Origin of the sequence: Streptomyces sp. NRRL S-646, from assembly GCF_000720765.1 — a bacterium.
In the GTDB taxonomy this organism is placed as follows: Bacteria; Actinomycetota; Actinomycetes; order Streptomycetales; family Streptomycetaceae; genus Streptomyces.
Window position 1 is genome coordinate 514,102 of sequence record NZ_JODC01000003.1, and the last position, 24,103, is coordinate 538,204.

24 protein-coding genes are annotated in these 24,103 nt (G+C 70.9%); 14 read left to right on the forward strand and 10 right to left on the reverse strand.

What is annotated here, in order from left to right; all coding sequences use genetic code 11:
* Positions 1 to 22 precede the first annotated feature (22 nt).
* Entirely contained in the window at positions 23 to 1,654 is a 1,632-nt protein-coding gene (locus tag IH68_RS0106770; RefSeq protein ID WP_030929909.1) for a phospho-sugar mutase, read from the forward strand.
* A gap of 561 nt (positions 1,655 to 2,215) precedes the next feature.
* On the opposite strand, the gene IH68_RS0106775 is transcribed toward IH68_RS0106770, so the two are convergent.
* Positions 2,216 to 3,823: a hypothetical protein gene (locus tag IH68_RS0106775; RefSeq protein ID WP_030929911.1), complete on the reverse strand. Its 1,608-nt coding sequence runs from the start codon at positions 3,821 to 3,823 to the stop codon at positions 2,216 to 2,218.
* Positions 3,824 to 3,988: 165 nt separating this feature from the next.
* Positions 3,989 to 4,690: a PH domain-containing protein gene (locus IH68_RS0106780; RefSeq protein ID WP_030929916.1), complete on the reverse strand. Its 702-nt coding sequence runs from the start codon at positions 4,688 to 4,690 to the stop codon at positions 3,989 to 3,991.
* 204 nt (positions 4,691 to 4,894) lie between these two features.
* On the opposite strand from IH68_RS0106780, the gene deoC reads away from it, so the two are divergent.
* The 3 genes from deoC to IH68_RS0106795 are packed head-to-tail and all read left to right on the forward strand — an operon-like array spanning position 4,895 to position 8,209.
* The gene (deoC, locus tag IH68_RS0106785; RefSeq protein ID WP_030929920.1) at positions 4,895 to 5,854 is read left to right on the forward strand and encodes a deoxyribose-phosphate aldolase; all 960 of its coding nucleotides are present in this window, start codon (positions 4,895 to 4,897) and stop codon (positions 5,852 to 5,854) included.
* A gap of 5 nt (positions 5,855 to 5,859) precedes the next feature.
* Positions 5,860 to 7,296, forward strand: a complete 1,437-nt coding sequence (locus IH68_RS0106790; protein ID WP_030929923.1) for an aldehyde dehydrogenase family protein — start codon at positions 5,860 to 5,862, stop codon at positions 7,294 to 7,296.
* Positions 7,289 to 8,209: an aldehyde dehydrogenase family protein gene (locus IH68_RS0106795; protein ID WP_030929925.1), complete on the forward strand. Its 921-nt coding sequence runs from the start codon at positions 7,289 to 7,291 to the stop codon at positions 8,207 to 8,209. Before IH68_RS0106790 ends, IH68_RS0106795 begins: the two co-directional genes overlap by 8 nt.
* 76 nt (positions 8,210 to 8,285) lie before the next feature.
* Here IH68_RS0106795 and IH68_RS0106800 read toward each other — a convergent pair whose 3' ends face one another.
* The gene (locus tag IH68_RS0106800) at positions 8,286 to 8,687 is read right to left on the reverse strand and encodes a hypothetical protein (RefSeq protein ID WP_030929927.1); all 402 of its coding nucleotides are present in this window, start codon (positions 8,685 to 8,687) and stop codon (positions 8,286 to 8,288) included.
* A 135-nt stretch (positions 8,688 to 8,822) separates the two neighbouring features.
* Here IH68_RS0106800 and IH68_RS0106805 point away from each other — a divergent pair, with 135 nt between their 5' ends.
* Positions 8,823 to 9,458, forward strand: a complete 636-nt coding sequence (locus tag IH68_RS0106805) for a uridine kinase family protein (RefSeq protein ID WP_030929929.1) — start codon at positions 8,823 to 8,825, stop codon at positions 9,456 to 9,458.
* A gap of 180 nt (positions 9,459 to 9,638) precedes the next feature.
* On the opposite strand, the gene IH68_RS0106810 is transcribed toward IH68_RS0106805, so the two are convergent.
* Complete coding sequence (locus tag IH68_RS0106810; RefSeq protein ID WP_030929932.1) at positions 9,639 to 10,382, reverse strand: SigE family RNA polymerase sigma factor; 744 nt, start codon at positions 10,380 to 10,382, stop codon at positions 9,639 to 9,641.
* A gap of 254 nt (positions 10,383 to 10,636) precedes the next feature.
* Here IH68_RS0106810 and afsQ1 point away from each other — a divergent pair, with 254 nt between their 5' ends.
* The 5 genes from afsQ1 (at position 10,637) to IH68_RS0106835 (ending at position 14,503) form a co-directional block, all read left to right on the forward strand.
* Entirely contained in the window at positions 10,637 to 11,314 is a 678-nt protein-coding gene (afsQ1, locus tag IH68_RS0106815) for a two-component system response regulator AfsQ1 (RefSeq protein ID WP_030929935.1), read from the forward strand.
* Positions 11,311 to 12,876 carry a sensor histidine kinase gene (locus IH68_RS0106820; protein WP_030929938.1) on the forward strand — a complete coding sequence of 522 codons (1,566 nt, stop codon included), beginning with the start codon at positions 11,311 to 11,313 and terminating at the stop codon, positions 12,874 to 12,876. The genes afsQ1 and IH68_RS0106820 overlap by 4 nt, the downstream gene beginning before the upstream one ends.
* Positions 12,873 to 13,484, forward strand: a complete 612-nt coding sequence (locus IH68_RS0106825) for a hypothetical protein (RefSeq protein WP_030929941.1) — start codon at positions 12,873 to 12,875, stop codon at positions 13,482 to 13,484. The genes IH68_RS0106820 and IH68_RS0106825 overlap by 4 nt, the downstream gene beginning before the upstream one ends.
* 205 nt (positions 13,485 to 13,689) lie before the next feature.
* On the forward strand, positions 13,690 to 14,205 hold the full coding sequence (locus IH68_RS0106830; protein WP_030929943.1) for a VanZ family protein: 516 nt from the start codon (positions 13,690 to 13,692) through the stop codon (positions 14,203 to 14,205).
* A gap of 94 nt (positions 14,206 to 14,299) precedes the next feature.
* Positions 14,300 to 14,503, forward strand: a complete 204-nt coding sequence (locus tag IH68_RS0106835; RefSeq protein WP_030929945.1) for a PspC domain-containing protein — start codon at positions 14,300 to 14,302, stop codon at positions 14,501 to 14,503.
* 75 nt (positions 14,504 to 14,578) lie between these two features.
* Here IH68_RS0106835 and IH68_RS0106840 read toward each other — a convergent pair whose 3' ends face one another.
* Both IH68_RS0106840 and IH68_RS0106845 read right to left on the reverse strand, forming a co-directional pair.
* A complete protein-coding gene (locus IH68_RS0106840; RefSeq protein WP_030929957.1) occupies positions 14,579 to 14,929 on the reverse strand; it encodes a hypothetical protein in 351 nt (116 codons plus the stop codon).
* Between the two features lie 140 nt (positions 14,930 to 15,069).
* Complete coding sequence (locus tag IH68_RS0106845; RefSeq protein WP_030929961.1) at positions 15,070 to 16,227, reverse strand: adenosine deaminase; 1,158 nt, start codon at positions 16,225 to 16,227, stop codon at positions 15,070 to 15,072.
* 113 nt (positions 16,228 to 16,340) lie between these two features.
* Here IH68_RS0106845 and IH68_RS0106850 point away from each other — a divergent pair, with 113 nt between their 5' ends.
* Positions 16,341 to 17,102 (forward strand): alpha/beta hydrolase, encoded by a 762-nt coding sequence (locus IH68_RS0106850; protein WP_030929963.1) that lies wholly within the window; start codon positions 16,341 to 16,343, stop codon positions 17,100 to 17,102.
* A 75-nt stretch (positions 17,103 to 17,177) separates the two neighbouring features.
* Here the strand turns inward: IH68_RS0106850 and IH68_RS0106855 are convergent, their stop codons facing one another.
* Positions 17,178 to 18,140, reverse strand: coding sequence for a LysR family transcriptional regulator (locus IH68_RS0106855; protein ID WP_030929966.1), 963 nt, complete (start codon positions 18,138 to 18,140; stop codon positions 17,178 to 17,180).
* 63 nt (positions 18,141 to 18,203) lie between these two features.
* Here IH68_RS0106855 and IH68_RS0106860 point away from each other — a divergent pair, with 63 nt between their 5' ends.
* Positions 18,204 to 19,490: an MFS transporter gene (locus tag IH68_RS0106860; protein ID WP_030929969.1), complete on the forward strand. Its 1,287-nt coding sequence runs from the start codon at positions 18,204 to 18,206 to the stop codon at positions 19,488 to 19,490.
* A gap of 251 nt (positions 19,491 to 19,741) precedes the next feature.
* Entirely contained in the window at positions 19,742 to 20,767 is a 1,026-nt protein-coding gene (locus IH68_RS0106865) for a sigma-70 family RNA polymerase sigma factor (protein ID WP_030929972.1), read from the forward strand.
* On the opposite strand, the gene IH68_RS52825 is transcribed toward IH68_RS0106865, so the two are convergent.
* Positions 20,651 to 21,037 (reverse strand): STAS domain-containing protein, encoded by a 387-nt coding sequence (locus IH68_RS52825; RefSeq protein WP_159403651.1) that lies wholly within the window; start codon positions 21,035 to 21,037, stop codon positions 20,651 to 20,653. The two genes, IH68_RS0106865 and IH68_RS52825, sit on opposite strands and share 117 nt — an antisense overlap.
* A 143-nt stretch (positions 21,038 to 21,180) precedes the next feature.
* Between IH68_RS52825 and IH68_RS0106870 the strand changes: the two genes are divergently transcribed.
* Positions 21,181 to 22,101 (forward strand): AEC family transporter, encoded by a 921-nt coding sequence (locus tag IH68_RS0106870; RefSeq protein WP_030929975.1) that lies wholly within the window; start codon positions 21,181 to 21,183, stop codon positions 22,099 to 22,101.
* A 7-nt stretch (positions 22,102 to 22,108) separates the two neighbouring features.
* Here the strand turns inward: IH68_RS0106870 and IH68_RS0106875 are convergent, their stop codons facing one another.
* Both IH68_RS0106875 and IH68_RS0106880 read right to left on the reverse strand, forming a co-directional pair.
* Positions 22,109 to 22,696: a Uma2 family endonuclease gene (locus IH68_RS0106875; protein ID WP_030929979.1), complete on the reverse strand. Its 588-nt coding sequence runs from the start codon at positions 22,694 to 22,696 to the stop codon at positions 22,109 to 22,111.
* 94 nt (positions 22,697 to 22,790) lie between these two features.
* A complete protein-coding gene (locus IH68_RS0106880; protein WP_030929982.1) occupies positions 22,791 to 24,074 on the reverse strand; it encodes a thymidine phosphorylase in 1,284 nt (427 codons plus the stop codon).
* Positions 24,075 to 24,103 lie beyond the last annotated feature (29 nt).

Consider the following 24,103-nt stretch of genomic DNA (forward strand, 5'->3'; position numbering starts at 1 on the left):
ACAACGAGAGGCTGACCCCGACGTGCACGACGAATTGCTGACCCGCGCCAACGCGTGGCTCGCCGAGGACCCCGACCCCGAGACCCGCGACGAGCTCGCCAAGCTCATCGAGGCCGGTGACGTCGCGGAGCTCGAAGAGCGATTCAGCGGCACTCTCCAGTTCGGCACCGCAGGTCTGCGCGGTGAGCTCGGTGCCGGGCCGATGCGGATGAACCGTTCGGTCGTCATCCGTGCCGCCGCCGGGCTGGCCGCGTATCTCAACGCCAAGGGAGAGCGCGGCGGGCTCGTCGTCATCGGCTACGACGCCCGGCACAAGTCCGCGGACTTCGCGCGCGACACGGCGGCCGTGATGACGGGCGCGGGCTTCCGGGCCGCGGTGCTCCCCCGCCCGCTGCCCACCCCCGTGCTCGCCTACGCGATAAGGCACCTCGGCGCGGTCGCGGGCGTGGAGGTCACCGCCAGCCACAACCCGCCCCGTGACAACGGCTACAAGGTCTATCTCGGGGACGGTTCGCAGATCGTGCCGCCGGCCGACGCGGAGATCGCCGCCGAGATCGACGCGATCGTCTCCCTGGACGACGTACCGCGTCCCGAAGCCGGCTGGGAGACCCTCGACGACAGCGTCCTGGACTCCTATCTGGCCCGCACCGACGCGGTGCTCGCCACCGGCTCCCCGCGCACCGCGCGCACCGTCTACACGGCGATGCACGGCGTCGGCAGGGACGTCCTGCTCGCCGCGTTCGCCCGCGCCGGTTTCCCGGAGCCCGTCCTCGTCGCCGAGCAGGCCGAGCCCGACCCGGACTTCCCGACCGTCGCCTTCCCCAACCCGGAAGAGCCGGGCGCCATGGACCTCGCCTTCGCGCAGGCCCGTGCGACCGACCCGGACCTGATCATCGCCAACGACCCCGACGCCGACCGCTGCGCCGTGGCCGTCAAGGACGGCGGCGACTGGCGGATGCTGCGCGGCGACGAGGTCGGCGCGCTGCTCGCCGCCCACCTGGTCAGGCGCGGCGCCCAGGGCACCTTCGCCGAGTCGATCGTCTCCTCCTCGCTCCTCGGCCGCATCGCCGAGAAGGCAGGTCTGCCGTACGAGGAGACCCTGACCGGCTTCAAGTGGATCGCCCGCGTCGAGGGGCTGCGCTACGGCTACGAGGAGGCCCTCGGCTACTGCGTGGACCCGGACGGTGTGCGCGACAAGGACGGCATCACCGCCGCGCTGCTGATCACCGAGCTGGCCTCCGAGCTCAAGGAGGAGGGGCGGACCCTGCCGGACCTCCTCGACGACCTCGCCGTGGAGCACGGTCTGCACGCCACCGACCAGCTCTCGGTCCGGGTGGAGGACCTGTCGGTCATCGCGCGCGCCATGCAGCAGCTGCGGGAGCAGCCGCCGACCGAGCTCGCGGGCCTCGCCGTCACCAGGGCCGAGGACCTCACCCGCGGCACCGACAAGCTGCCCCCCACCGACGGGCTGCGGTACACGCTCGACGGCGCCCGGGTCATCGTCCGCCCGAGCGGCACGGAGCCCAAGCTGAAGTGCTACCTGGAGGTCGTGGTCCCCGTCGCCACGCACGCCGACCTCCCGGCGGCCCACGCCACCGCGGGCGGCCTCCTCGCGGCGATCAAGCGGGACCTGTCGGCGGCGGCCGGCATCTGAGCCGTACCGCTCACTGCGCTTTCCCGAGGGACGACCCCCGGACCCCCGGCAGAAAGGCAGGTCGGCCGGGATGACCGGTGCGGACATCGCGAGGCAATCCTGAGTGGACCTGCCGTACCGCTCGAACTTGAAGGGGCGCCCCCGGGCCACCGCCCGGGGCACCCCTTCGAGTGTTTTACCCAGGGCTGTTGACCCGGCCGCACCCCCCGGACGCCCGGGCAACGGTGGACCGGAAGCGCACCGCCGAGCCGGCCCCGGAGCCGCCGTGTCCACGACGGCACTCCGGCCGACACCCGGAGCGACAGCCGCGCCCTCCGGCTGAGAGCCGCAGCCCCATGGCGTGCGGTCCGCGTCCTGTCGGCGATCGTCGTGGGCAGCGGCGGTGTCTGCTTCCCGCGCCCGCTTCCCATGCCGGGCTTCCCGCTCCTGCTGCCGGTGGCCCTGCACCTGACCTGCGCCTCCGGCCGCTACCGCACCCTCTTCAGACGGCTGCCGTGCTCGGCTCGGCGTGCCTCAGCGCGAACAGGGTCCTGCTGTGGCCGAGCGCGCCGGGAGCCGGACCTACGCCAGGATCAGACCCGCGGCCCAGACGAGCGCCACGAGCACGGCCACCGGCCACAGCAGACGTCTGCGCTCCCGCTCACCGGCCGCGGCGAACGGCCGGTAGGCGGGCTCCCGCCACATCGCCGTGATCTCGGCGGCCGCCCGCTCGTAGGGGTGCACGAAGCCCAGCTTCCGCTCCAGCCAGGCCCACCGGAAGCCGATCACCGACCACTCGCCGATGGGGCCCCGGCTGTCGATCTTCAGTTCCTGGCCCTTGCACTCGACGAGCCGTAGGTCGTCCCAGGCGATGTGCCGGGCGCGCCACAGCCCGTTGAACCAGAGACCGTCCCGGTCGGCGGTGATGCGCCAGGCGAGCCATTTCGGCAGCACCCGCACGGCGACGAGCCCCAGGATGCCGCCGACGCCGTACCACCACACGTCGTCCTCGTTCCAGGCGAAGTGCACGGCACCCGCCACGGCCATCGCGGCGGTCAGCCAGTCCGCCCACCCCGAACGCCACCGCCGCACACCCTTGCCGGCCACGGCGTAGGGAGCCCTGGCGACGGTCTCGGCGGCCGCGCGGCTGCGTTCCTCGTAGACCGCGTCGCGGGCCGCCCTGCTCTTCTCCACGCGCAGGGCGACGCGGACGTAGGAGTCGGACAAGGGGCGCACCGGCCCGATCGACCGCTCCACCGTCGGCTCCTCGCCCGGCTTCTCGGCCGCGCAGACCAGCAGCACCTCGGCGCCGTCGTACGGGGCCCCGTACAGGACGGCCTCGCGGAGGGGGCCGGGATCGTCGTCGGTGAGGTCCTCGTCGTCCCGGCCGTCCTTGCCGTCCTTGCCGTCCACCTCGGTCAACGAGACCGTGAACAGCGGCCGCAGCGCTCCGACGTCGTCGGCGGCGAACACCTGCGTGTCCAGCAGCCCGCCGGCACGCACCAGAACGCGCAGCACGGGCGCAGGCTCCCGCCGCAGCGCGGCGGACCTGCGGCGGCCCAGGATGCCGGAGAGCAGCGCGGTGAGGCCGAGCCCGGCGAGGAAGAACCCGGCAGCCAGGGCCACCCGCCGGTCGTCGACGGCACCGGCGTCACGGGCGGCGACGGCCGACGCGGTGCCCGCCACCACGAGCACGACCCCGATGATGTTGAAGAACCTCCCGCGCCACTGCTGCCCTTGCGGCACCGGGGCCGTCACCCCGCCGGACGCCGCGAGCGCCGCGTCCGACTGCCGTTTCCGGGCCTCCATGCGCAGCTGCGCGGCCAGCGCGGAGACACCCGCCAGCACGACAGCGCACGGCACCACCCACGCGGACGGCGCAACCGGGAGTACGACGACCACGAGGACCTGCAGCGCCGCGGTGATCCGTACGATCTCGGGCCGCACCAGCAGCCACACCACCTGCAGCGCGAGGAACGCGGCGGCGAAGGGCTGCACCCCCCAGTCGGCGAGCCCGCAAGCCGCGAGCAGGGCGCACAGGTCCACCAGCAGGATCACGCGCAGAGGCACCCGCACCGGCACCCAGCGCGGCGCCGACGCCTGCGTCCAGCGGCGCGTGTGCATGCCTTCCCAGGGCGGGCAGCCGTCGGGTATCGCGGCAGCGGGCAGCTGCCGGGGAGTGGCACTCATGGTTTCCCAGACACTCAGGACCACCGAGGTGGCAGCGGTCCTCGGTTCCGTCCGGGTGGGGGGATGGCCGTCGTGGCCGAGGTGTGAGGCGAGCATGCCGAACAAAGCTGTGAAGCGGTAGCCCCGAGATCACGGCCAGGGCCTGCCCGGCGGATCAGATGCCGATCAGCCCGTAGCCACCAGAATCGCCAGCAGCACCGCCCCGGCCAGCGCCGGACCCGCGATCTCGTACGCCCAGCGGACCGTCACCTCGCCCTGCGCCGTCTCCACCTGCTCATGGGCCTCGAGCAGCGCACGCAGGTCGTCCATGACCTTGTCGCTCTCGGCGCGCACGGGCCCCTCGGGGACGGTGGCGCCGGTCGGGAGCCCGCCGCGCCCGAAGACACCGCTCAGACGGCCCCCCGCGGCCACGCGGCTCGCCCCGCCGGACCGGTCCATCGTCCCCCTGGCCTCCTGCCGCGCCGCCTTCTTCCGCGCCCGCAGCGAGACGGGGACGGCCCACAGCTGGTACTTGCCGCCGGCCTTCACCACGACCTCGTTGGAGTAGCCGGACCGCAGCAGGACGACCTCGCCCCAGGGCACCACGACGATGCGGAAGGGGTTGCGGATGCGCAGCCGCTCCTCGTTGGCGTGGACGGCCGGGCGCAGCGTGAAGGCCACGATCAGCGGCACGACGAGGATCAGCGTGGCGAGCGCCAGCCAGGGGGTGCGGCCGTGCCCCGAGACGATCGCGTCGATGCCCAGCCAGCCCGCGATGGCGAGCAGCAGCACGCCGCCGGCGATACCCCCGGACGACCGGTAGGCCCGGTCCTTGTACTCGGAGGCCGGGGGCTTCGGTGCTGCTGACTCGTGGTCCGGGGTCGTCATACTGCCGATTCTGCCTCAGCCTGCCGGCGGGAGCGGATGCGCCTGTTCGCCGTGGGGGATCTGTCCGTCCGCGGGTGCTGGTCGTGGGTGGCTTGTCGTGCAGTGCCTCGCGCCCTTGAGGTCGGATTCGTCCCCTGCGGTTCATAGAGTCGCTCTTCCGGGGTGTACAGCCGCTACGCGCGTAGATATGCTCGTCTGGTGACCATGCCCACCACTGCACCCACAGCACACGCTCTCGCTGACGCCGCCGCGTCCGACAGCACGCTGCGCCGCTTCCTCCACGGGCTGCCCGGCGTCGACGCGGTCGGCCTGGAGGCGCGCGCCGCCTCGCTCGGCACCCGTTCCATCAAGACGACCGCGAAGGCGTACGCCATCGACCTCGCCATCTCGATGGTCGACCTGACGACGCTGGAAGGCGCGGACACCCCGGGCAAGGTCCGGGCGCTCGGCGCCAAGGCGGTCCACCCCGACCCCACGGACCCTGCGACCCCCGCGACCGCGGCCGTCTGCGTCTACCCCGACATGGTGCCCGCCGCGAAGGAGGCCGTCGCCGGCTCCTCCGTGAAGGTCGCCTCGGTCGCCACCTCCTTCCCGGCGGGCCGCGCGCCGATCGCCGTGAAACTGGCCGACGTGCGCGAGGCCGTCTCCGCGGGCGCCGACGAGATCGACATGGTCATCGACCGCGGGGCGTTCCTCGCGGGCAACTTCATGAAGGTGTACGACGAGATCGTCGCCGTGAAGGAGGCCTGCGGGACGTCGGCCCGCCTCAAGGTCATCTTCGAGACGGGTGAATTGTCGACGTACGACAACATCCGCCGCGCGAGCTGGCTCGGCATGCTGGCGGGCGCGGACTTCATCAAGACGTCCACCGGCAAGGTCGCGGTCAACGCCACCCCCGCCAACACCCTGTTGATGCTGGAGGCCGTGCGCGACTTCCGCGCGCAGACCGGCATCCAGGTCGGCGTGAAGCCCGCCGGCGGTATCCGCACCTCCAAAGACGCCATCAAGTTCCTCGTCCTGGTCAACGAGACCGCGGGCGAGGACTGGCTGGACAACCACTGGTTCCGCTTCGGCGCCTCCTCGCTCCTGAACGACCTGCTGATGCAGCGTCAGAAGCTGGCCACCGGCCGCTACTCCGGCCCCGACTACGTGACGGTGGACTGATCACCATGGCATCCGCATTCGAATACGCCCCGGCACCCGAGTCCCGCTCGATCGTCGACATCGCGCCGTCCTACGGCCTGTTCATCGACGGCGAGTTCACGGATGCGGCCGACGGCAAGGTCTTCAAGACGGTCTCCCCGAGCACCGAGGAGGTGCTGTCGGAGGTCGCCCAGGCCGGTTCCGAGGACGTCGACCGCGCGGTGAAGGCCGCTCGCAAGGCGTTCGACAAGTGGTCGGCGCTGCCCGGCTCGGAGCGCGCCAAGTACCTGTTCCGCATCGCGCGGATCATCCAGGAGCGCAGCCGTGAGCTGGCGGTCCTGGAAACCCTCGACAACGGCAAGCCGATCAAGGAGACCCGCGACGCCGACCTCCCCCTGGTCGCCGCGCACTTCTTCTACTACGCGGGCTGGGCCGACAAGCTCGACCACGCCGGGTTCGGAGCGAACCCGCGACCGCTGGGCGTCGCCGGCCAGGTCATCCCCTGGAACTTCCCGCTCCTGATGCTGGCGTGGAAGATCGCGCCCGCGCTGGCGACGGGCAACACGGTGGTGCTGAAGCCGGCCGAGACCACCCCGCTGTCGGCGTTGTTCTTCGCGGACATCTGCCGCCAGGCCGGCCTCCCCAAGGGCGTCGTCAACATCCTTCCCGGCTATGGCGGCACGGGCGCCGCGCTCGTCGCGCACCCGGACGTCAACAAGGTCGCGTTCACGGGCTCGACGGCGGTCGGCAAGGAGATCGCCCGCACGGTGGCGGGCTCGCGCAAGAAGCTCACCCTCGAACTGGGCGGCAAGGGCGCCAACATCGTCTTCGACGACGCCCCGATCGACCAGGCGGTCGAGGGCATCGTCAACGGCATCTTCTTCAACCAGGGCCAGGTCTGCTGCGCGGGCAGCCGGCTCCTCGTCCAGGAGTCGATCCAGGACGAGCTCCTGGATTCGCTCAAGCGCCGCCTCTCCACCCTCCGGCTCGGCGACCCGCTCGACAAGAACACGGACATCGGCGCGATCAACTCCGAGGAGCAGCTCTCCCGCATCACCACCCTCGTCGAACAGGGCGAGGCGGAGGGCGCCGAGCGCTGGTCCCCGGCCTGCGAAATCCCGTCCTCCGGCTACTGGTTCGCCCCGACGCTCTTCACGAACGTCACCCAGGCGCACCGGATCGCCCGCGACGAGATCTTCGGCCCCGTGCTGTCCGTCCTCACCTTCCGCACCCCGGACGAGGCGGTCGCGAAGGCCAACAACACCCCGTACGGACTGTCGGCGGGTATCTGGACGGAGAAGGGTTCGCGGATCCTCGCCGTAGCGAACAAGCTCCGTGCGGGCGTCGTCTGGTCCAACACGTTCAACAAGTTCGACCCGACCTCGCCGTTCGGCGGCTACAAGGAGTCGGGCTTCGGCCGCGAGGGCGGCCGCCACGGCCTGGAGGCGTACCTCGATGTCTGAGAAGACCGAAAAGACCGAGCAGCGCCTGTCGGTCTTCAAGACCTACAAGCTGTACGTCGGCGGGAAGTTCCCGCGTTCCGAGAGCGGCCGGGTGTACGAGGTGACTGACTCGAAGAACAACTGGCTGGCGAACGTGCCCCTTTCGTCCCGCAAGGACGCCCGTGACGCGGTGGTCGCCGCCCGCAAGGCGTTCGGCGGCTGGTCGGGTGCGACGGCGTACAACCGCGGTCAGATCCTCTACCGCATCGCCGAGATGCTGGAGGGCCGCCGCGAGCAGTTCGTGCGCGAAGTGGCCGACTCGGAGGGCCTGTCAAAGTCGAAGGCCGCCGCCGTCGTCGACGCCGCAATCGACCGCTGGGTCTGGTACGCGGGCTGGACCGACAAGATCGCCCAGGTCGTCGGCGGCGGAAACCCGGTCGCGGGGCCGTACTTCAACCTGTCCTCGCCCGAGCCGACGGGCGTGGTCGCGGTCCTGGCCCCCCAGGAGTCGTCGTTCCTCGGTCTGGTCTCGGTGATCGCCCCGGTGATCGCGACGGGCAACACGGCGGTCGTGGTGGCCTCCGAGAAGTCCCCGCTGCCCGCGCTGTCCCTGGGCGAGGTCCTGGCCACCTCCGACCTCCCCGGCGGCGTCGTCAACGTCCTCTCCGGCCGTACGACGGAGATCGCCACGCCGCTGGCGGCGCACCAGGACGTCAACGCGATCGACCTCGCCGGCGCCGGCACAGACGATGGCCTGGCGAAGGAACTGGAGATCGCGGCGGCGGACAACCTGAAGCGGGTTCTCCGTCCACAGCCTGTGGATGAAGTCGACTGGTCGACAACTCCGGGCACCGAGCGCATGACGGCGTTCCTGGAGACGAAGACGGTCTGGCACCCGACGGGTTCGCTGGGCGCGTCGGGCTCGGCGTACTGAGCCCTCTTCAAAGCTGAGAGCCGCGTCCTCCCTCCGTCCGGGGAAGACGCGGCTCTCTCTCATGCGCGGGCCGGGTTCAGACCAGGCGGGGTCCGCCCAGCAGCATGGCGGCCGTCGTCAGCGCCGCCGGCACCGTACCGACCGGGCTCGTCTCGGCGAGGTAGCTCAGCCCGGAGAGCGGGCCGGCGATGTGGTTGCTCGTCGGGTCGACGGGGTTGCGGGTGAGGGCGCCCCGCTTGAGGCCCTGGACGGAGCCGGTGACGGACCGCACCTGGCCGGTCGGCGCCTGCAGGCTCTTCTGCGCGTCGAGCTTGCTGAGCGCGTTCGCCGCGGTCGTCGGCGACAACGGCACCTTCACGGCGGCCGTGGAGTCCGCGGACGCCGTCGCCGCGCTCGCACCCAGGGCCGCCGAGACGGTCGCGAGGGCGATCAGGACGCGCCGGGCGTGGGGCTTGGAGGGGGAAGCGTGTCGTGCCATGGCAGTAGTCACCTTGTATTCACTGGATTCGCTGAGTAATCAGGTCGACACGAAGGGTAGTTGAGATGTGATGCGCACTCCAAAGCCGACCCGCGGGGTCGGCAGGACGTACGGAATACGTCAAACTGGTGTCCCGTGAGCATCCATCTCCCCTCCCCCGCCCGCGTCGTGCTGCTCTGCGGCCCCTCGGGCTCGGGCAAGTCCCTTGTCGCCGCCCGCTCGGGCCTCCCCGTGCTGCGCCTCGACGACTTCTACAAGGAGGGCGAGGACCCGACTCTGCCGCTGGTGGCGGGAAGCTCCGACATCGACTGGGACCACCCGGACTCCTGGGACACGGACACGGCCGTCGCCGCGATCGCGGAGCTGTGCCGCACGGGCCGTACGAAGGTTCCCGTCTACGACATCTCCCGCTCCGCCCGCACCGGCGAGGAGACCGTCGACATAGGGCGGACCCCGCTGTTCATCGCGGAGGGCATCTTCGCGGCCGAGATAGTCGAGCGCTGCCGGGAGTTGGGGCTGCTGGCCGACGCCCTGTGCCTGAACCGCGGCGCGGTCCGCACGTTCCGCCGCCGCTTCCTGCGCGACCTCAAGGAGGGCCGCAAGTCGGTCCCGTTCCTGCTGCGCCGCGGCTGGCGCCTGATGCGCCAGGAACGCTCGATCATCGCCCGCCAGACCGCCCTCGGCGCCCACGCCTGCGACCGCGACGAGGCCCTGGGCCGGCTGGCCGCGGCCGCGGTGGGCCGGCGCCCGGCGGCGACCCCCACACGCTGACCGCACACACAAAAGCGGGAGCACAAGCAAAAGCGGGACTGGACGGACCCCCCGGCCCTCCAGTCCCGCTTCCCCCGTTCCCCCGTGGTGCTTCCCCCACGAACCCCGTTGGTCCCCCGTGGGTCCCCCCGGTTACTGCTCCCCCGTACTTCCCCCGTTACTTACTGTCCCCCCCAACCCTCAGGCGACGAGCTCCCCGAAGGCGTCCTCCTCGTCACGGCCGAAGCTGAGGACCTCGTCCTCGCGCAGCCGGCGGAGCGACCGCCAGATGCTGGACTTCACCGTGCCGACACTGATGTCGAGGATCTCCGCGATCTCCGGGTCCGTGCGGCCCTCGTAGTAGCGCAGGACCAGCATGGTGCGCTGGAGTTCGGGGAGGCGGGCGAGCGCCTGCCACAGGACCGCGCGCAGCTCCGTGCCGCGCATCGCGTCCGTGTCGCCGGGCGTCTCCGGCAGTTCCTCGGTCGGGTATTCGTTCAGCTTGCGGCGGCGCCACGCGCTGATGTGCAGGTTCGTCATGGTGCGGCGGAGGTAGCCCCCGACCGCGGCCTTGTCGCTGATCCGGTCCCAGGCCTTGTACGTCGAGAACAGCGCGCTCTGCAGCAGGTCCTCGGCCTCGAAGCGGTCACCGGTCAGGTGGTAGGCGGTGGCGTACAGGGAGGCGCGGCGCTCCTGGACGTAGGCGGTGAACTCCGCCTCCGACAGCGAACGGCGCTCCCCCGTGTCCTCCCTGTACGCGCTTCCCCCGTGCGTTTCCCCCGTGAAGGTGTCAACCACCGTCATGTACGCGGTGTGCTGACGCCCGGCGCCGCGAGCGCACCCCCGCCCGCTCACGGCACCGGACTTCTCGGAACCCCGGCCCCCGTTCACGTCGTGCAGGCGCGTGATCACTGCGCTGGTGCTCGTGCTGTGCAGCATGTTCATCTCGCGCCCCCCGTCGTGGACTTCCGGTGTTCGGCTTGCTCAGGCGGTGTATCTCTGCGGTGCTTCCTTGCCTGTGCCGAGAAGCTTGCCCTCGCACCTTCATGGCCGTGTCCGCCGACTGTCACAGACCTGTCACAGGGGTCGGCCGCAGGGAAGACACAGCACGGTCACAGAGAAGAGCGGTACGGGCACGCAGGCATACAGGTCCGCAGCAGGAGTCGAAACCCCGACCCACCATGGGCCAGAATGAGCGCGTGCCTACCCTGTTGCTGATCGAGGATGACGACGCCATCCGTACGGCCCTGGAGCTGTCTCTTACGCGCCAGGGACACCGGGTTGCCACCGCTGCCACCGGTGAGGACGGTCTGAAGCTCCTGCGGGAGCAACGGCCGGACCTGATCGTGCTGGATGTGATGCTGCCCGGCATCGACGGGTTCGAGGTGTGCCGGCGCATCCGGCGCACGGACCAGCTGCCGATCATTCTGCTCACCGCGCGCAGTGACGACATCGACGTGGTCGTGGGCCTGGAGTCCGGCGCGGACGACTATGTGGTCAAGCCGATCCAGGGGCGGGTGCTCGACGCCCGGATCCGGGCCGTGCTGCGCCGCGGGGATCGCGAGTCGACCGACGCGGCGAGCTTCGGCAGCCTGGTCATCGACCGCGCGGCCATGACCGTGACCAAGAACGGCGAGGACCTGCAGCTCACGCCGACCGAGCTCAGGCTGCTCCTGGAGCTGAGCCGGCGGCCCGGCCAGGCGCTGTCCCGGCAGCAGCTGCTGCGGCTGGTGTGGGAGCACGACTATCTGGGCGACTCCCGGCTGGTGGACGCGTGCGTCCAGCGGCTGCGTGCCAAGGTCGAGGACGTTCCGTCGTCCCCGACGCTGATCCGTACCGTGCGGGGCGTGGGTTACCGGCTGGACACGCCTCAGTGACCGAAGCGCAAGGGGGGGTTCGCGGCTGGGCCGCGACCCGCAAGGGACATCTTTCACGGCTGCGCTTCACCAGTCTCCGGCTCCGCCTGGTCGTCGTGTTCGGCCTGGTGGCGCTCACCGCGGCCGTCTCCGCGTCCGGGATCGCGTACTGGCTCAACCGCGAGGCCGTGCTCACCCGCACCCAGGACGCGGTGCTCGGCGACTTCCGGCAGGCGATGCAGACCCGGGCGGGCACCCTGACCGCGCACCCCTCGCAGGACGAACTGCAGCACACCGCGGGGCAGATGGCGAACAGCAGCCAGCGCTTCAGCGTGCTGCTCGTCGCGCAGGACGCCGACGGCAGGACCGTCTACGGCAGTTCGGGCGGCCTGGACGGCTTCTCGCTGCGGGACGTGCCCAAGTCGCTGCGTGCGGCCGTGACCAGGAAGCAGCAGGTCGACTCCGGCAACAAGTACGCCTACCACCTGTACTGGCAGCGCGTCGTCGACCACGGCACGCCCTACCTGGTGGCGGGCACGAGGGTGATCAACGGCGGGGCGACCGGCTACATGCTCAAGTCGCTGGAGCCGGAGGCCAAGGACCTCAACTCCCTCGCCTGGTCGCTGGGGATCGCCACCGGGCTCGCGCTGGTCGGCTCGGCGCTGCTCGCGCAGGCCGCCGCCTCGACCGTGCTCAAGCCGGTGCAGCGGCTCGGGGTGGCCGCGCGCAGGCTCGGCGAGGGCAAGCTGGACACCCGGCTCAGGGTGTCGGGGACCGACGAACTCGCCGATCTGTCACGGACGTTCAACTACGCGGCCGAGGCGCTGGAGAAACGGGTCGAGGACATGGCCGCGCGGGACGATGCGTCCCGGCGGTTCGTCGCCGACATGAGTCATGAACTCCGTACGCCGCTCACCGCGATCACCGCCGTGACGGAGATCCTGGAGGAGGAGCTGGAGGCGGAGTCCGGGTCGATGGACCCGATGATCGAGCCCGCCGTGCGGCTCGTCGTCAGCGAGACCCGGCGGCTCAACGACCTCGTCGAGAACCTCATGGAGGTCACCCGCTTCGACGCGGGCACCGCTCGGCTGGTCCTGGACGACGTCGACCTCGCCGACCAGATCACCGCCTGCATCGACGCCCGGGCCTGGCTGGACGCGGTGGACCTGGACGCCGAGCGCGGCCTCCACGCCCGTCTCGACCCGCGCCGCCTGGACGTGATCCTCGCCAACCTGATCGGCAACGCGCTCAAGCACGGCGGGTCGCCGGTGCGGGTGTCGGTGCGGCCCGAGGACGACTCGATCGTCATCGCCGTCCGCGACCATGGGCCCGGCATCCCCGAGGACGTCCTGCCGCACGTCTTCGACCGCTTCTACAAGGCGAGCGCCTCCCGCCCGCGCTCCGAGGGCAGCGGCCTCGGCCTGTCCATCGCCCTGGAGAACGCCCACATCCACGGCGGTGAGATCACCGCCGCCAACTCCCCCGACGGGGGTGCGGTGTTCACGCTGCGGCTGCCGCGGGACGCGTCGGCGCTGACGGAGGAGTCCGAGAAGGACACGGGGAAGAACGGGAACGCCTCATGACCGTACGACGCCTGCCGGCGCTCCCCTTCTTCGTCGGAATGGCCGCGCTGCTCACCGGCTGCGGCATCCGGCCCACCGAGGTGCCCACGGACTTCGGGGCCGCGCCCTCCCAGGTGCAGTGCTCGCCGGCCGAGCCGGAGGTCTCGACCCAGGCCTCGCGCGGGCTGCCGGTGCAGGTGTTCCTGCTGTGCGGGTCCTCGCTGGTCGCCGTGGACCGGACGGTACGGGTCCCGGACGGCTCCCCGGACTCGCAGCGGCGGGTACTGGTGGCGCAGGGGCTGCTCGACCAGCTCGCGGCGACGCCGTCGGCCGCCGAGAAGGAGGCCGGGTACACCACGGACGTCCGTGGCGGCATGACCGTGCGCGGCCCCGGCTCCGGCGACCCCGACGACACGCTCCGGCTGAGCAACCCGCCCGGTGATCTCACGTCCTTCGCGCTCGCCCAGGTCGTCTGCACGTTCTCCGACTCGGCGGCGGCCGAGGGCGACGGCTCGGTCATCCTCGGCGGCCCCGGCAAGGAGCCGCTGCGCCGCTACGAGTGCACGGACGAGGTCCGCTCCCGCCCGGGCACCGAGCAGCCGCCCTCGACCGACGTTACGGGCGGCTGACGTACGGGTGTGGTGGAGGCCTCATACAGGTACCTGCGCCCAAGCCGGAACCGATCCCGCCGCGGGCGGCGTCTAGGGGGTCGTGCAGCGTCAAGGCGGGACAGGTGACCCCCGGTGGACTACCGCGCCCCTGAAGGGGCGCGGGGAACGGCGCGACCAGCCACAACCAACCCGCGGATTCCAGACCGACCTCCCCGCGGAGCGCATCCGCATCCGTGCGACAGGGAGTGTCATCCTCATCGCACACCTCGCGTTCGTCGCCTGGCTCACGCTGCGCCCGCTGGATGTGCCCTGGGTGATGCCCCCCAACCTGCATCCGTTCGCCGGCATACGCGCCGACCTGGCCCTGGGCGGGCCGGCGGCGGCCCGCCGCATCGGCGAGGGCGTCGGCCTCCTCGCGCCGCTCGGCGTACTGCTCCCGATGGCGCACGGCAGGCTGTGGGCCTTCCCGTTCGCCTCGTTCGTCCGAACGGTCGCCGCGGGCGCGCTGGTCTCCCTGGGCATTCTGCTGCTGCAGACCGGGGTCCCGGGCCGCGTCCCGGACGTGGACTCGGTACTCATGAACACCGTGGGCGTGGCCCTCGCCCACCTCGCGGTCGTCCCCGCGGCCCGCTCCTGGCTCCGCCGCAGGTCCGAGCGGGAGGAACGGGCGGCCGTCCGCCAGGAGGAAGCGGTTCAGGGTCGAACCCCGACGTTTCCCAGGGTCGGGATCGCACCGTAGAGCGACGCTTTGCCCCCTTCGTCTCCGTAGCGTTGAAGACAGATGAGGAAGCCGCCAAGAGGCCCCTCACCCGACGCTCACGAAGGAGCCGCACATGTCCGCCCTCGTCCGCCCCACCCACGGCCGCATGATCGGCGGCGTGTGCGCCGGTCTGGCGCGGCGCTTCGGCACCTCCGCGACCACCATGCGCGTGATCTTCCTGCTCTCCTGCCTGCTGCCGGGCCCGCAGTTCCTGCTCTACATAGCGCTGTGGATCCTGCTGCCCTCGGAGGAGAAGGCGGCCCGCACCGCCTGGTGAGCCCTTCTCGCAGGTACGCCGATGGGGCGCACCCCGTGCCCGGGGGTGCGCCCCATCGGCGCGTTCCGAGGCGGGTCAGCCGATCGGCAGACCGTTCACGGGCAGACCGTGCGTGGGCAGGCTCGACTGCACCGGCATACCGCCGAGCAGGCCGGCGACCGGCGCGGAGCCGTCGGTGAGCGCACCGGCGGACGGCCGCACGGAGGACAGACCGCGTTCGAGGGCGGGCTTGCCCTGGGCCACCGCCGCCTGGGCACCCGGCAGCGCCTGGGAGACGTTCTGCGCCGGGAGCGCACTGGTGACGGAGCCCAGCGCGCCGGTGGCGTCCGGGACCGCCGGGGCCGCGTTCGCGGCGCCCGCGCCCGTGGCGGCGAAGGCGGCACCGAGAGCGGCGACACCGAGGGTCTTGGCAGCAGACTGCTTCATAAAATGCGTCCTCGAAATGGGGTTGGGGAAATGTGAGCGGTGTCCACGACCGTAAACACGGGCACCCGCCCGCCGCAAACATCGAAATGCGAACGGGTTGTGAATACCCGTCCCCATTCCACACACCCCAATATCCCCAGTTACCCCTCCGAGGGAACAGAACCGCTGGTGGAAGCGGTTTGCTGGAACAGCCATTCGGACTTCAGCTCGGCATATCCGGGCTTGATCACGTCATTGATCATCGCCAGTCGTTCATCGAAAGGAATGAACGCTGATTTCATCGCATTGACGGAGAACCACTGCATGTCTTCGAGCGAATAACCGAAGGCGTCGACAAGGTGCTCGAATTCACGGCTCATACTCGTGCCGGACATGAGTCGATTGTCCGTATTCACGGTCGCACGGAAGTGCAGTCGACGCAGCAGCCCGATCGGGTGTTCGGCATACGACTCGGCCGCCCCGGTCTGGAGGTTGGAGCTGGGGCACAGTTCGAGCGGGATGCGCTTGTCCCGTACGTACGAGGCGAGCCGCCCGAGCTTCACCGAGCCGTCGGCATGCACCTGGATGTCGTCGATGATGCGCACTCCGTGCCCGAGCCGGTCGGCGCCGCACCACTGCAGGGCCTGCCAGATGGACGGCAGCCCGAAGGCCTCGCCGGCGTGGATGGTGAAGTGGTTGTTCTCGCGCTTCAGATACTCGAAGGCGTCGAGGTGCCGGGTGGGCGGGTAACCGGCCTCGGCGCCCGCGATGTCGAAGCCCACCACCCCAAGGTCCCGGTACCGGTTGGCGAGTTCGGCGATCTCCAGGGCACGCGCGGCGTGCCGCATGGCGGTGAGCAGGGCGCCGACGCGGATCCGGTGACCGCTCTGACGCGCGAGCCGCTCCCCTTCCCGGAAGCCCTCGTTGACGGCCTCGACGACCTCCTCGAGGCTGAGCCCGCCCTCCAGATGCTGCTCGGGGGCGTATCGCACCTCGGCGTACACGACCCCGTCCTCGGCGAGATCCTCGGCGCACTCCCGCGCGACCCGCACCAGCGCGTCCCGGGTCTGCATCACGCCGACGGTGTGGGAGAAGGTCTCCAGGTACCGCTCCAGAGAACCGGAGTCGGCGGCCTCCCGGAACCAGACGCCGAGCTTGTCGGAGTCGGTCTCGGGGAGGCGGTCATAGCCCGCGTCGCGGGCGAGTTCGACGATCGTCCCCGGGCGGAGACCGCCGTCGAGGTGGTCGTGCAGCAGAACCTTCGGCGCCCGGCGGATCTGCTCCGGCGTCGGGGTGTTCGAGATGGTCTGGCTCGTCATTTCCGCACTCTACCTCCTACGCGCGTAGATCACGCGGTGTACAACTCCGTCGATACGTAACGGTGACCGCAAGGACGGGGCACGTACACCCGCGCTTCTGACACTGTTCTGTCATGGCACACCAAGCGACGCCGGTTCGACGGGCCCGGCTGGGGAGGGCACTCGGCCCGGAACCGACGGCGGTGAGCGGAGTGGTTCTGCTGCTCCCCGGCGGCGACGAGGAGTCGGCCCGCAGACCGTCCCCCATGCTGGCGACCGCCTCCGTACGCGCACTGGGCCGCCGCCTGGCCCGCGCGGGGCGGCAGGAGGGCCTGGCCACGCATGTCGTCCACTACCGCTACCGCGGCTGGAACGGCAGCGAGGCACATCTGGCACGGGACGCGTCCTGGGCCGCGGACGAAGCCGTACGACGCTACGGGGACGTCCCCGTGTGCCTGGCCGGCCTCGGCATGGGCGGCCGTGCCGCACTGCGCGCGGGCGGCCACGAGGCCGTCAACTCCGTACTGGCGATGGCGCCTTGGCTGCCGGAGGAGGACGTCGCGGCTTCGCCTGAACCGGTGAAGCAGCTCGCCGGGCGGCGGGTGCTGATTGTTCATGGCACGAATGACGACGTCTCGGACCCCGAGCTCTCCTTCCGGCTGGCGGCGCGGGCGAAGAAGACGAACCGGGACGTGTGCCGGTTCGAAGTGCACTCCGACGGTCATGGGTTGCACCAGTACCGGAGCGAAGTGCAGGCGCTGGCCGAGGACTTCGTGATGGGGGCGTTGTTCGGACGTGCCTTTTCGCGGCCGGTGGAGGACGCGTTGGCGGCTCCGCCGCCGTTGGGGTTGCGGATGCCGTTGGCTGCGGGGTTCGGTAAGTCTCTGCGCCGGTGAGAGCTCGGGGGTTCGGGTTGTGTGCGGGGTGCGGGTGCGTCGTGGTTTCTCGCGCCCCTGAAGGGGCGCTCCCGTTCAGGTTGGCAGCAAGTTGCCCCGCCTCGAGAGCAGGAACTTTTTGAAGGCTGCCACCGGGGGTGTGTCCGGGTGGCCGTCCAGCCAGGCGACGCCGATATCGCGGGCCGCTCTTGGGGCGGTGACCGTGAGTTCCACAACTCCTGGGCGGGGGAAGGCGGGTGGGGGCAGGAGCGCTACCCCGAGGCCCGCTGCAACCAGGCCCCGTAGGGTCTCCGCCTCTTCCCCCTCGAAGGCGATCCTCGGGCGGAAGCCGGCCTCCTTGCAGAGGTCGTCAGTGATGAGGCGCATGCCGTAGCCCGGTTCGAGGGTCACGAAGGTCTCGTCGGCCGCTTCTGCCAGGCGGATGCGGCGGCGGGACGCGAGGGGGTGGTCGGCGGGGACGACCAGGCGGAGTTTCTGTTCGTCGAGTCGGCGGGCCACCAGGTCGGGGGCGTCGGGGACCGGGGAGGTCAGACAGAGGTCGAGTTCGCCCGCGCGCAGCTTCTCCAGCATCGCCTCGCCGTAGTTCTGGACGAGGCTGAAGCGGACGCGGGGATGGTCGACGCGGAAGGCCTGGATGAGACCCGGGACCGTCTCCGCGCCCATGGTGTGCAGAAAGCCGAAGGCGACCTTGCCGGTGGCCGGGTCGGCGTCGGCTCGGACCTCCTCGGCGGCGCGCTCGATCTCGGCGAGGGCGCGTTCGACGGAGCCGAGGAAGGTACGGCCGGCCGGGGTGAGGGAGACGGTGCGGCCGCGGCGGGCGAACAGGTCGACGCCCAGGTCCTGTTCGAGGCGAACCATGGCCCGGGAGAGGGTGGACTGCGGGACCTGCATCTCCTGGGCGGCGCGCGTGACGTGCTCGGTGCGGGCGACGCCGGCGAAGTGGGCGAGGCGCGGGGCGAGCAGCGAGACGATGTCCTCGGTGTCTTTTGTGTCACTGGACGGTGACAAGCGAGCTTGTGACCTCTGCTGATGCACCATGGGAACGATTATGGCGATTCCATGCATTGGACGGATGAGCGGGGCCGTACGTAGCTTCGAGGCATGTCTCCCGCCAGTACCGGGGCGTCCACCGTCGTGGGCGCCGAATCCGTTGTCCCCGTCGTCCCTGTCGTCGATTCCCGTATGACGCCGGGTGGGCCCGGCTACCGCCGTATGAGCTTCGCGCTCTTCCTCGCCGGGGTCGCGACCTTCGCGCTGCTTTACTCCACTCAGGCCCTGCTGCCGCTGATCTCGGGCGAGTTCGGGGTGGCGGCGAGTGAGGCGAGCTGGACGGTGGCGGCTGCGACCGGTGGTCTGGCGGTGTTCGTCCTTCCGATGAGTGCGCTGTCGGAGCGGTTCGGGCGTCGTACGGTGATGACGGGTTCGCTGGCGGTTGCGGTGACGGTGGGGCTCCTGGTCCCGTTCGCACCCTCGCTGACCGCGCTGGTCGTGCTGCGGGCGGTGCAGGGGGCTGCGCTGGCCGGGCTTCCGGCGTCGGCGACCGCGTATCTCGCGGAGGAGGTCCGCCCGAAGGCGCTGGTCACGGCGATCGGGCTGTTCGTCGCGGGCAACAGTGTCGGCGGGATGAGCGGCCGGGTCATCACCGGGTGGGTCGCGCAGGAGTGGGGCTGGCGGGCCGCGGTCGGTGTGATCGGGGCGATCGCGGTGGTCTGTGCCGTGGCATTCCGGTTGCTGCTGCCCGCTCCGCGCCATTTCAGGGCGGGCTCGCTGCGGCCGCGGGTCCTGGCCCGTACGGTGCGCGACCACCTGTCGAACCCGCTGCTGTGCCGGCTGTACGCGATCGGTGCGCTGTTCATGACGGTGTTCGGCGGGGTGTACACGGTGATCGGTTACCGCCTGACGGAGGCGCCGTTCTCGCTGCCGCAGGGCGTCATCGGGTCGATCTTCCTGGTGTACCTGGTGGGTACGGTGTCCGCCTCGACCGCGGGCCGGTTGGTGGGGCGGCTGGGCCGCCGTGGGGCGCTGTATCTGGCGGGCGGTACGACGGCGACGGGCCTGGCCCTGACCCTCGCGGGGTCGCTGGTGCCGGTGCTGCTGGGGCTGGTGCTGATCACCGCGGGGTTCTTCGCCGGGCATGCGGTCGCGTCGTCGGCCGTGAGCAAGACGGCGACGGCGGGACGGGCGCAGGCCTCCGCGCTGTACCAGTCGGCGTACTACATCGGGTCCAGTGCGGGCAGCACGGTCGGGGCGCTGGCCTTCCACGCGGGCGGCTGGGCCGGGACGGTGCTGGTCGGGCTGCTGGCGGTGCTGGGGGTCGTGACGATCACGGTGTTCGGGACGCGAGCGGCGCGGGTCGCTGCGCGGCGGGCCCCGGTGCCGGCGCACTGAACTTTCCTCGCCCCCGGACCCCCGCTCCTCAAACGCCGGACGGGCTGAGTTCTTCAGCCCGTCCGGCGTTTGAGGACGAGGCCGTTCAGGCCGAAGGCGGGGGGTCTGGGGGCGGCAGCCCCCAGCGGACGGCGACCGCTACCCACCTGCACATTTCCCCGCTCGGCACGCCATTGTCAGTGCCCTGCGCTAGCTTCGAACGTGCTGGGCGCAAAGGCGCGCGACAGGAATGCCACAGGGGTGGGTGGACCATGACCGACGGTACGGCGACGACGACAACAGACCTCGACGTCAGGCTGGAAAAGCACCGCGTCGAACTGACCGGCTACTGCTACCGCATGCTCGGCTCCTCCTTCGAGGCCGAGGACGCGGTACAGGACACCATGGTCCGCGCCTGGCGCAGTTACGAGAAGTTCGAGGGCCGCTCCAGCCTCCGCTCCTGGCTCTACCGCATCGCGACGAACGTCTGCCTGGACATGCTGACCGCCGGCAACAAGCGCGCCCGCCCGATGGACCTGCGCGAGTCGACGCCCCTCGCCCAAGCCGCCCTCTCCCCCCGCCCGGACGACACCTGGCTGGAGCCGATGCCGGACGCCCGCGTGCTGCCGACCGTCGAGGACCCGGCGGAAGCCGCCGTCGCCAAGGAGTCCGTGCGGCTCGCCTTCATGGCGGCCCTGCAGCAACTGCCGCCCAAGCAGCGGGCGGTGCTGATCCTCCGCGAGGTCCTGGCCTGGAAGGCGAGCGAGGTCGCCGAGCTGCTCGGCACCTCGGTCGCGTCCGTCAACAGCGCCCTGCAGCGGGCGCGGGCGACGCTCGCCGAGCGCGAGCAGGGCGACAGGGCGGCGGCCGCGGCCGTCTCCGACCTTCTGGACGAGGAGCAGCGCAAGCTCCTGGACCGCTATGTGGCGGCCTTCGAGGGGTACGACATGACCGCACTCACGGCGTTGCTGCACGAGGACGCCGTGATGACGATGCCGCCGTTCGACCTGTGGCTGACGGGCCATGACGACATCACGGGCTTCATGACGACCCTGGGCTCCGCCTGCGAGGGCTCCCGGCTGCTTCCGGTCCAGGTCAACGGCCTGCCGGGGTTCGCCCAGTACAAGCCGGACCCGGAGAAGGGCGGCTTCACCCCGTGGGCGGTGCAGGTGCTGGAGATATCAGACGGCGGGCTCTCCGGGTTCCACTTCTTCCTCGACACCGAGCGCTGGTTCCCGCTGTTCGGCCTGCCCCTCCACCTCGAAGCGGAGCCCGACCAGGTCGAGGAGGGCGTGTAGGGACGGGGCGGGATCGCGCAGCCGTATCCGGCCCCCGGCCCGCCGGGCGGCCAGCTCCAGCCGCGCCAGCAGATCCACGGCACCCAGCCCCGGCGGCCCGATCGCGGCGACGTCGACGACCACGACCGCGGCCCCGGTGGACCCCAGCAGCGCGCGCACGTCCTCGCACAGCCCGGCCGCCTCGTCACGGGTGACGGGGCCGGGCAGCAGGAGTACGGCGGGTGTCATCTCGTCCACGAGCGGTAGACCGTGCGGGCGGGCGGAACTCATCGGCGGCGCCCGCCTACGGGGCGTGTCCGCCGACCGGGATCACATTGACCCGGTGACCTCCTGCCCCAGAGGGTTGGGTGTATGCCCCAAGCATCAGCACCGCCCTGGATACCCGACGGCCTCCTCCCCGCCGAGGGGGCACCGTGCAGGGAGTGCTGACGGGCTTCGCGGTCATCGCGGTCGTCATCGGGGTGGGCTACGTCATCGGACGGCAGGGCCATCTCGGCGAGCACGGACGCGAGGTGCTGACCAAGCTGGCCTTCCACGTGGCATCCCCGGCCCTGCTGTTCACCACGCTCGCCCGGGCCGACCTGTCGGTGATCTTCTCCAGCCGGCTGCTGGTGACGGCCATGAGCACAGCAGCGGCGGCGAGTGTCTTCGTCGCGGTCGGTGTCGTACGGGGCTGGAGTGTGGGCCGTACGACGATCGGCGCCCTGTGCTCCAGTTACGTCAACTCGGGCAACCTCGGCATCCCGATCGCGGTGTATGTGCTGGGTGACGCCTCGCTGGTGGCTCCGGTGCTGCTGTTCCAGCTCATCGGGGTCACCCCGATCGCGCTGACGGTCCTGGACCTGTCGGGGAAGGGCGAGAAGGGTCCGCTGTGGCTCCGGCTGCTCACGCCCCTGCGTAACCCGATCGCAGTCGGCTCACTGGCCGGCGTCGCGGTGGCCGCGACCGGCGTTCATGTCCCGGATCCGGTCATGGACCCGGTGACCCTGATCGGCAACATGTCGGTGCCCGCGGTCCTACTGGCTTTCGGCATCTCCCTGTGCGGCAGCACGATGCCGGGGCGGGGTGCCGACAGGTTCCCCGTGTTCCTGTCCGTCGCGCTGAAGGCGGTTGGCCAGCCGATGGCTGCCTGGGGCCTGGCGGTGGGGGTGTTCGGGCTGGAAGGCCACCAACTCCTCGACGTGGTGGTGACGTCGGCGCTGCCGGCCGCGCAGAACCTTTACACGTACGCGAGTCGCTATCGGGTGGCGGAGGGGTTGGCCCGGGACTCGATCCTGTTGTCGACGGTGTTGTCGGTGCCGGTGCTGGTGGTCGTGGCGGCGCTGCTGGGCTGAGGGGACCTCAGCCCAGCGGGAAGATGCCCGTGTCCAGGACTAACTTGAAGGGTGCGGGCAGCGTCAGTTCCTCGCCATATTCCACCGAAGCGAGGACTCGATAGGTGCCGCTCTGCGGTTCTCCGTAGAGCGTCGCCGTGGGACGCCCCGACTGCCACGCATCCAGCAGGAGGTAGAGAGGTACGCCGGCGACAGCGTAGCCATGCGCCTTCTTGATGCGGTCGTGGTTCGCGTTGCTCTTCGACGTGACCTCTACGACGAGTTCGGCTTCCCCCGCATGCACGCGCGTTCCGCGGCGCAGAGCGGCCCTCGGCACCACGCACAGGTCGGGCATGAAGAGGCCGCCCGTCTCAGGGCATGCGAGGCCGAGTGTCTGATAGACCCCCCAGTCGTCTGGAATCGCCGTGTACAGAAGGCGCTGAACCAGCTCAGCAGTGTCGTTGTGCTCTTCGGACGGCGGCGGCGCCACGGTGACGACCCCTTCGATGATCTCCACCTTGCTGCCCTCGGGAGCGTCCGTCTCTTCCCAGATACGGACGATCTCGTCCCAGCCCGTTCCCCTGGAGGATCCGGACTCGGCGGCGAGTGCGCTCATGGCGGTCTCCAATCGGTCGTCACCGATCCCAGCATGCCGAACGGGACCGGCGGCGGTCCACCGATCCCGTTAACCCATACGAGGAAACCCCAGGTCAGGCGATACGTTCCAGCACTACCGGCGACGCCGAGAACTGCGTCCCCGCCGCCCCGATGTCGTAAGAACCCTCCACCGCCTGCAGCGCGTACTCGAAGCGCTCGGGGGTGTCGGTGTGCAGGGTCAGCAGGGGCTGGCCCGCCGTCACCGTGTCGCCCGGCTTGGCGTGCATCTCCACGCCCGCGCCCGCCTGCACCGGGTCCTCCTTGCGGGCGCGGCCCGCGCCGAGGCGCCAGGCGGCGACGCCGATGTCGTACGCGTCGAGGCGGGTCAGGACGCCCGAGGACGGGGCCTTGATGACGTGCTGTTCCTTCGACGTGGGCAGGGCCGCGTCCGGGTCGCCGCCCTGGGCCGCGATCATGCGGCGCCACACGTCCATCGCGGAGCCGTCGGCCAGGGCCTTCGCCGGGTCGGCGTCCTTCACTCCGGCCGCGTCCAGCATTTCGCGGGCGAGCGCGATGGTCAGTTCCACGACGTCCGAGGGGCCGCCGCCCGCGAGGACCTCGACCGACTCGCGGACTTCGAGGGCGTTGCCCGCCGTCAGGCCCAGCGGGGTCGACATGTCCGTCAGCAGCGCGACGGTCTTCACGCCGTGGTCCGTGCCCAGGCCGACCATCGTGGACGCCAGCTCCCGCGCGTCCTCGATCGTCTTCATGAAGGCGCCCGTGCCCACCTTCACGTCCAGGACCAGGGAGCCGGTGCCCTCGGCGATCTTCTTGGACATGATCGAGGAGGCGATCAGCGGGATCGCCTCGACCGTGCCGGTCACGTCCCGCAGCGCGTAGAGCTTCTTGTCCGCGGGGGCCAGGCCGTCGCCCGCCGCGCAGATCACCGCGCCGGTCGTGTCGAGGACGTTCAGCATCTCCTCGTTCGACAGCAGCGCGCGCCAGCCGGGGATCGACTCCAGCTTGTCCAGGGTGCCGCCGGTGTGGCCGAGGCCGCGGCCCGACAGCTGCGGAACGGCCGCTCCGCAGGCCGCGACCAGGGGCGCCAGCGGGAGGGTGATCTTGTCGCCGACGCCGCCCGTCGAGTGCTTGTCGGCCGTCGGGCGGGACAGGGACGAGAAGTCCATGCGCTCGCCGGAGGCGATCATCGCCGCGGTCCAGCGGGCGATCTCACGGCGGTTCATGCCGTTGAGGAGGATGGCCATGGCGAGCGCGGACATCTGCTCGTCGGCGACCTCCCCGCGGGTGTACGCGTCGATGACCCAGTCGATCTGCTCGTCGCTGAGCTCGCCGCGGTCCCGCTTGGTGCGGATGACGGAGATGGCGTCCATGGCCATGGGGTGCGTTCCTTCCGAGGTTCATGGAA

Excerpts from the sequence above, each read along its gene's own strand:
- IH68_RS0106775 (WP_030929911.1), bottom strand. The coding sequence starts at position 3,823 with ATGAGTGCCACTCCCCGGCAGCTGCCCGCTGCCGCGATACCCGACGGC.
- IH68_RS0106780 (WP_030929916.1), bottom strand. The coding sequence starts at position 4,690 with ATGACGACCCCGGACCACGAGTCAGCAGCACCGAAGCCCCCGGCCTCC.
- deoC (WP_030929920.1), top strand. The coding sequence starts at position 4,895 with ATGCCCACCACTGCACCCACAGCACACGCTCTCGCTGACGCCGCCGCG.
- IH68_RS0106790 (WP_030929923.1), top strand. The coding sequence starts at position 5,860 with ATGGCATCCGCATTCGAATACGCCCCGGCACCCGAGTCCCGCTCGATC.
- IH68_RS0106795 (WP_030929925.1), top strand. The coding sequence starts at position 7,289 with ATGTCTGAGAAGACCGAAAAGACCGAGCAGCGCCTGTCGGTCTTCAAG.
- IH68_RS0106800 (WP_030929927.1), bottom strand. The coding sequence starts at position 8,687 with ATGGCACGACACGCTTCCCCCTCCAAGCCCCACGCCCGGCGCGTCCTG.
- IH68_RS0106810 (WP_030929932.1), bottom strand. The coding sequence starts at position 10,382 with ATGAACATGCTGCACAGCACGAGCACCAGCGCAGTGATCACGCGCCTG.
- IH68_RS0106825 (WP_030929941.1), top strand. The coding sequence starts at position 12,873 with ATGACCGTACGACGCCTGCCGGCGCTCCCCTTCTTCGTCGGAATGGCC.
- IH68_RS0106835 (WP_030929945.1), top strand. The coding sequence starts at position 14,300 with ATGTCCGCCCTCGTCCGCCCCACCCACGGCCGCATGATCGGCGGCGTG.
- IH68_RS0106840 (WP_030929957.1), bottom strand. The coding sequence starts at position 14,929 with ATGAAGCAGTCTGCTGCCAAGACCCTCGGTGTCGCCGCTCTCGGTGCC.
- IH68_RS0106845 (WP_030929961.1), bottom strand. The coding sequence starts at position 16,227 with ATGACGAGCCAGACCATCTCGAACACCCCGACGCCGGAGCAGATCCGC.
- IH68_RS0106850 (WP_030929963.1), top strand. The coding sequence starts at position 16,341 with ATGGCACACCAAGCGACGCCGGTTCGACGGGCCCGGCTGGGGAGGGCA.
- IH68_RS0106855 (WP_030929966.1), bottom strand. The coding sequence starts at position 18,140 with ATGGTGCATCAGCAGAGGTCACAAGCTCGCTTGTCACCGTCCAGTGAC.
- IH68_RS0106860 (WP_030929969.1), top strand. The coding sequence starts at position 18,204 with ATGTCTCCCGCCAGTACCGGGGCGTCCACCGTCGTGGGCGCCGAATCC.
- IH68_RS0106865 (WP_030929972.1), top strand. The coding sequence starts at position 19,742 with ATGACCGACGGTACGGCGACGACGACAACAGACCTCGACGTCAGGCTG.
- IH68_RS52825 (WP_159403651.1), bottom strand. The coding sequence starts at position 21,037 with ATGAGTTCCGCCCGCCCGCACGGTCTACCGCTCGTGGACGAGATGACA.
- IH68_RS0106875 (WP_030929979.1), bottom strand. The coding sequence starts at position 22,696 with ATGAGCGCACTCGCCGCCGAGTCCGGATCCTCCAGGGGAACGGGCTGG.
- IH68_RS0106880 (WP_030929982.1), bottom strand. The coding sequence starts at position 24,074 with ATGGCCATGGACGCCATCTCCGTCATCCGCACCAAGCGGGACCGCGGC.